At 62.9% G+C, this 6,058-nt stretch carries 5 protein-coding genes and 1 tRNA gene; all 6 read right to left on the bottom strand.

All coding sequences use genetic code 11. The features are described 5' to 3' along the window. Positions 1-72 precede the first annotated feature (72 nt). The 6 genes from H7C86_RS27690 to topA all read right to left on the bottom strand — a co-directional run bounded on the left by H7C86_RS27690 (position 73) and on the right by topA (position 5,860). Positions 73-270 (bottom strand): hypothetical protein, encoded by a 198-nt coding sequence (locus H7C86_RS27690; RefSeq protein WP_003946112.1) that lies wholly within the window; start codon positions 268-270, stop codon positions 73-75. A 152-nt stretch (positions 271-422) separates the two neighbouring features. Further along, on the bottom strand, positions 423-845 hold the full coding sequence (locus H7C86_RS27685; protein WP_021342697.1) for a DUF2752 domain-containing protein: 423 nt from the start codon (positions 843-845) through the stop codon (positions 423-425). A gap of 30 nt (positions 846-875) precedes the next feature. Continuing rightward, positions 876-1,436 carry an RDD family protein gene (locus H7C86_RS27680; protein WP_069147163.1) on the bottom strand — a complete coding sequence of 187 codons (561 nt, stop codon included), beginning with the start codon at positions 1,434-1,436 and terminating at the stop codon, positions 876-878. Between the two features lie 121 nt (positions 1,437-1,557). Beyond that, positions 1,558-1,630, bottom strand: a tRNA-Thr gene (locus H7C86_RS27675). Positions 1,631-1,660: 30 nt separating this feature from the next. After that, positions 1,661-2,890 carry a DNA polymerase III subunit delta' gene (locus H7C86_RS27670; RefSeq protein ID WP_019746652.1) on the bottom strand — a complete coding sequence of 410 codons (1,230 nt, stop codon included), beginning with the start codon at positions 2,888-2,890 and terminating at the stop codon, positions 1,661-1,663. Between the two features lie 33 nt (positions 2,891-2,923). Further along, the gene (gene topA, locus H7C86_RS27665) at positions 2,924-5,860 is read right to left on the bottom strand and encodes a type I DNA topoisomerase (protein WP_019746651.1); all 2,937 of its coding nucleotides are present in this window, start codon (positions 5,858-5,860) and stop codon (positions 2,924-2,926) included. Positions 5,861-6,058: the final 198 nt, after the last annotated feature.

The following is a 6,058-nucleotide window of genomic DNA, read 5'->3' as shown; positions in this document are numbered from 1 at the left end:
GACCTGGACAAAGTTACGCGAAGATCAACACAACACCAAATCGCCAGGTCAGAGCACTGCGGTCGGTAAACTTCACGGAACCCAGTACCTCTCGGCCAGTTCTTCGACGATCGGATCGCCTTCCTCGGCCTGTTCCAACGCTTCGAGATCGTCGTTGATCGACACCAGCCGGGGATCGTCACCCTCAGCTTCCTGAATCGGGTGCCGACCGTCCTCGGCGAGTTGCCTCAGTAGCTTTTCCTTGACGCGCGCTTTCAACGAATCAGCCATACCGCCAGCATGTGCCGCTCCGGCCCAGTTGTCGAGGCCTACTCGTCGTCCTTCTTGCCGAAGACACGTCGTGCCGTCGGAATCAGGATGATCAGCGCGCCGAGCAGAACGATGAGCGAAAAAACCTGCAGTGCCATGTCGACCTCTTACCGTCACGCCGGCGCGAGCCAGCTCCCCCACGGGGTGTTTCGAACAACCGTAAATGCAACGAGAACTCCGAGCACCACGATCGTCACAGTCGGCCGAAGCACGATCATGCGATCCCGCGTGCCTTTCCAACGGCGCACTGTCCAACCGATCCACGCGATCACCAACACCGCGACAAACGGCACGATCAAGACATTGCTGGACACTGCGGCGCCAACATCCAGATTAGTCAGGTCATTGACCGCACGAAGGCCACCACACGCCGGGCACCACAATCCCGTCAACGCGTACATCGGACAAACGCCGTAACTACCCGCACTGTGGGGATCACGGAAGTGGAGTACCGCGGCGGCCGTCACCGCCACTGCAGCAACACCGACGGGTGCGGCCAGCGCGCGTCGTCGACTTGCGACCACTTCCAACTCCATGACACCCACTGTAAGAGACCTCGGCAGCGACTAGCGCGCGCGAACGACTACCGACCGGACCACCATGTCGTGCCAGCACTGGTGCTTCGAGTCCCAGAGCGGCCAGAGATAGTTGAGGAAGCAGGCGCCACCCAGGATCGCCATCATGATCCAACGAAGCAGCGCCATCACCGGGCCGAGAGGCACACCGTCGGACTCCCGAATCACCGAAATTCCCAGCCACTTCTTGCCGAGCGTCTGTCCGGTGTTCCCTTGCCTGAAGACGAGATTCCACACCTCGATCAAGAAGATCGCCAGTATGCCGACGACCATGACGATCACCCCGACCGGATTACCGCCTTCAGCGCTCACGCTGCCGTCGTCGTATGTGGTCACTTCGGATCCGGAGAACGCGATCACTGCTCCGATGCCCGCGAGGATGACGCCGGGGAGCGGAACGACAAAGCCGTCGAGGATTGACGCAAACACCCGAGAGATCCAGCTTGCGTACGGATAGGCGGGCGTCGGCGGCTGATAACCCTGCGGCGGCATCTGCCCGTACGGCGGCTGATTCTGCGATGGTTGGCCTGGTCCCCAGTTCTGATCCGACATCGAGGGCTCTCCTGTTCAGGCACGTGTTCGCCGAACTCAGGATAAACCGCACATACGCAAGAATTGGGAACTAACGACAAGAGCCCCACATCCGGATTTCCGGGTGTGGGGCTCTTGGCTGAGCTGCCTGAGAGAATCGAACTCTCGACCTTTTCATTACGAGTGAAATGCTCTACCGACTGAGCTAAGGCAGCGTGCCTTTCGGCGGTGGCGAGTCTATCTGGTCAACCCCCGGATCGCGAAAACGGGGGTCGGAAAGCGGCTCCGATGGAGGCAACCATCGCATCGAGCGCCCACTGCAACTTGACGTTGAAGTCGACGGCCTCGCGGCATTCGAGCACCGCTTCGATGCACTTGAGCAACCCCTCCGGGGACGTTCGTGCAGCCAACTCGGCGGCCTGCCGAGCCATGTCGGGATGGGTCGCCGTCGACGTCGACCCCAACGAATAGGAAAGCGCGTCCCGGTACATGCCGGCCAGGTCGATCAGCGTCCGGTCGAGAAGATCGCGGCGGGCCCGGGTGTCGCGCGATTTCTGGCGCGCTTCGAGGTCCTTGATCAGACCAGCCGATCCGCGCAGAGTCCCGGCTGTTCCCTTGCCGGTTCCACCGCCACCCAAGGAGACCTTGAGCTCCTCGAGCTCCTGTTCCTTGAGTTCGGCGTAGAACGCCTTGGTGTCAGCCTCGATCGACTTCACCAAGTTCTCTGCGGCTTTGTACGCCGTCGAAGCACCGATCGCGTCGGCGGCCAGCCGAAGCGAACGCTGACGCTCGTCCCGCGCGCTCTCGTCGGTGGCGAGGCGCCGCGCCCGACCGACATGTCCGCCGCTGATCGATGCGGCGATTCTCGCTCGCTCCGGATCCAGCCCGTCGCGGTCGATCAGTACCTGGGCGATCGATTCGACGGACGGCGTCACCAACGGCATGTGCCTACATCGCGAACGGAGGGTGACAGACATGTCTTCTGGATCGGTCGTCGGCGCGCAGAGCAGGATGACCGTGCGGTCCGGTGGCTCCTCGACAACCTTCAGCAGGGCGTTGGCTGCGCCTTCGGTCAAACGATCGGCATCCTCGACCACGATGACCTGCCACCGCCCCGTCGTCGGCCGACGCGAAGCGATGTTGACTATCTCGCGCATGCCTTTGACGCTGATGCTCAGGCCGTCGGGGATGATTCGTCGTACGTCACCGTGGGTTCCACCCATCGTCGTCGTACACGCATGACACTCACCGCACCCTGGTGCACCGTCGGAGGTGCATTGCAGGGCTGCGGCGAAGCAGAGAGCAGCAACCGAACGACCAGAGCCGGGTGGCCCGGTGAAGAGCCACGCGTGGGTCATCTCCGAGCCGCTGGAATCGCCACGAGCCGACAGCGCAGCATCACGCAGGCTCTGCTCGACGTCGTGCTGACCCACCAGCCGACCGAACACACCTCGTTCGGCCACTTCAGTACTCATGCAAAAACCCTAACCGTCGGCACCGACGAAGCCTTACGAGTCCTTCTTCGCGGGAGCCTTCTTGGCGGCAGCCTTCTTGGCCGGGGCCTTTTTTGCGGCTGTTTTCTTGGCAGCGGCCTTCTTTGCCGGAGCCTTCTTGGCAGCAGCCTTCTTCTTGACCGGGCCGCGCGCACGACGATCAGCCAGCAACTCCGACGCACGAGCATCGGAAATGGATTCGACGTCGTCGTCCTTGCGGAGGCTGGCGTTGGTCTCGCCGTCGGTGACGTACGGACCGAAACGGCCGTCCTTGATCACCATCGGCTTCTCGCTGACCGGATCGACGCCCAACTCACGCAACGGAGGCGTTGCCGACGCCTGACGCCCACGACGCTTCGGCTCGGCGTAGATCTTGAGGGCCTCGTCGAGCGTGACGGTGAACATCTGCTCTTCGTTGGCGAGCGAGCGTGAGTCCGTGCCCTTCTTCAGGTACGGACCGTAACGGCCGTTCTGCGCGGTGATCTCTTCCTTGGATTCGGGGTCGACACCCACCACGCGCGGAAGCGACAGCAGACGAAGCGCATCTTCCAAGGTGATCGTCGCCAAATCCATGGACTTGAGCAGCGATCCCGTCCGCGGCTTGGGGCCCGCGACCTTCTTGGCAGCCTTCTTCGCGGGTGCCTTCTTGGCTGCGGCCTTCTTCACCGCAGTCTTAGTACTGCCCGAACTGATTTCTTCCGGCTCGGGAGCGGAGACGGGAACGATGTCCGGTTCCGGCTCGGCCGGCGGTTCGGGCAGGATCTCGGTCACGTAGGGACCGAAGCGGCCTTCCTTCGCGACGATCTCGTGGCCGGTCAGCGGGTCGACGCCCAGCTTGCGGCCCTCTTGAGGCGTCGAGAACAGTTTCTCGGCGTACTCGGGAGTGAGCTCGTCCGGCGGCAGGTCGTCGGGAAGATTCGCCCGCTGCGAGATCAGATCGCCTTCGGGATCGTCCGGGTTCTGAACCATGCGCTCGAGATACGGGCCGAACCGGCCGACGCGCACGTGCACCTCGCGGCCCTCGGCGTCGTCGAACAGTCGGATGGAGTTGACCTCGCGAGCGTCGATCTCCTCGAGGTTGACTCCGACCATCTTCTTCAGCCCGCCCTCGCGGGCGACCGAACCTTCAGCGCCTGTCTCGCCGCCGAAGTAGAAGCTGCTCAGCCAGTTGCCACGCTGCTCACGGCCGCCGGCGATCGCGTCGAGATCGTCTTCCATTCCTGCCGTGAAGTCGAAGTCGACCAGCCGGCCGAAGTGCACCTCGAGCAGTCCGATGACGGCAAACGCCACCCAGGACGGAACCAGCGCGCTGCCACGTTTGTAGACGTATCCGCGATCGAGGATGGTCTTGATGATCGACGAGTAGGTCGAAGGACGACCGATGCCGAGTTCTTCGAGCGTCTTGATCAGGCTGGCTTCTGTGTAGCGAGCGGGCGGGTTGGTGCTGTGCCCGTCCGGATCGAGCTTGGTGGCCGTGACTTCCTGGCCCTTGACCAGTACCGGAAGCCTGGATTCGGCGTCGTCGGACTGACCGCCGGCTTCTTCGTCGACACTTTCGACGTAAGCCTTGAGGAAGCCGGCGAACACGATGGTGCGACCCGAAGCGGAGAACGTGCAGTCCTCGCCGGTGCCTGCCGTGCCGGAGATGCGGAGCGTCAGCGTCGTACCGCGGGCGTCGGCCATCTGCGAAGCGACGGTCCGCTGCCAGATCAGTTCGTACAGCTTGAACTCGTCGGAATCGAGCTTGGAGTGCAGCTGACCCGGGGTCTGGAACACGTCGCCGGCGGGGCGGATCGCCTCGTGCGCTTCCTGCGCGTTCTTGACCTTGCGGGTGTACTGACGCGGCGTCGGATGCACGTATTCCGGACCGTACAACTCGGTGGCCTGCGCTCGAGCGGCTGCAATCGCCGACTCCGAGAGCGTCGTCGAGTCGGTACGCATGTAGGTGATGTAGCCGTTTTCGTACAGACGCTGCGCGATACGCATGGCGCGCTCGGACGTGAAACGAAGTTTGCGTCCGGCTTCCTGCTGGAGAGTCGACGTCATGAACGGCGGGTAAGGCTTGCGCGTGTACGGCTTGTCCTCGGCGGAGGAAACCGTGAGGTCGACGCCCTGCAACGCTTCCGCGAGACGACGCGCGTACGCCTCGTCGAGCACGGTGACCGCGCTGCCCTTGAGCTTTCCGTCAGCTCCGAAATCACGGCCGGAGGCGACACGCGAACCGTCGACGGAGACGAGGCGAGCACCGAAACTACGCGGGCTGGCCTCTGCACCGGCGTCGAGCGTCGCGGAAATGTCCCAGTACGACGCCGACTTGAACGCCATGCGCTCGCGTTCACGCTGGACGATGACGCGAGTGGCCACCGACTGGACGCGGCCGGCCGAGAGCTTCGGCATGACCTTCTTCCAGAGAACCGGGCTGACCTCGTAACCGTAGAGACGGTCGAGGATGCGGCGGGTTTCCTGAGCATCGACGAGGTCGGTGTCGAGTTCGCGGGTGTCTTCGGCGGCAGCACGGATTGCCGGCTCGGTGATCTCGTGGAAGACCATTCGACGAACCGGAATCTTGGGCTTGAGAGTCTCGAGGAGATGCCAGGCGATTGCCTCGCCCTCGCGGTCGGGGTCAGTTGCGAGGAAGAGCTCGTCGGCGTCCTTCAACAGAGACTTGAGTTCGGCGACCTTGCCCTTCTTTTCCGGGCTCACGACATAGAGCGGCTCGAAGTCGTGATCGACGTTGACGCCGAGACGGGCCCATGACTCGCCCTTGTACTTGGCCGGAACGTCTGCTGCGCCTCGTGGCAGGTCGCGAATGTGACCGACCGATGCCTCTACGACGTAGTCCTTACCGAGGTAGGGAGCGATTTTGCGCGCCTTGGTCGGTGACTCGACGATCACGAGGCGACGAGGGTTACCGGACGCTCCCTGACCGCTGCCGTTGTCCGCTTTAGCCACCTGCTGCCCGAGCCTTCCTTTGGACGTTCACTGCCGTCGGCAGATCTTCAGAACTAGACGTGTGGAGCAAGTTATACCCCGTGTCTCTCTTTACAGAGTGACATACCCGCAAGACATTCGTGCAGATCAGTACAGTATGGGCTCCGTCGGACACGCGGCATGAGCACCGTCGGACACGCGGCATGAGCACCGTCGGAC

The sequence above is a fragment of the Rhodococcus sp. UFZ-B548 genome, from assembly GCF_903819475.1.
In the GTDB taxonomy this organism is placed as follows: Bacteria; Actinomycetota; Actinomycetes; order Mycobacteriales; family Mycobacteriaceae; genus Rhodococcus_F; species Rhodococcus_F erythropolis.
The sequence above is the reverse complement of the archived record's forward strand: the minus strand, read 5'-3'. Positions and strand labels throughout refer to the sequence as shown.

Excerpts from the sequence above, each read along its gene's own strand:
- H7C86_RS27680 (WP_069147163.1), bottom strand. The coding sequence starts at position 1,436 with ATGTCGGATCAGAACTGGGGACCAGGCCAACCATCGCAGAATCAGCCG.
- H7C86_RS27670 (WP_019746652.1), bottom strand. The coding sequence starts at position 2,890 with ATGAGTACTGAAGTGGCCGAACGAGGTGTGTTCGGTCGGCTGGTGGGT.
- H7C86_RS27690 (WP_003946112.1), bottom strand. The coding sequence starts at position 270 with ATGGCTGATTCGTTGAAAGCGCGCGTCAAGGAAAAGCTACTGAGGCAA.
- H7C86_RS27685 (WP_021342697.1), bottom strand. The coding sequence starts at position 845 with ATGGAGTTGGAAGTGGTCGCAAGTCGACGACGCGCGCTGGCCGCACCC.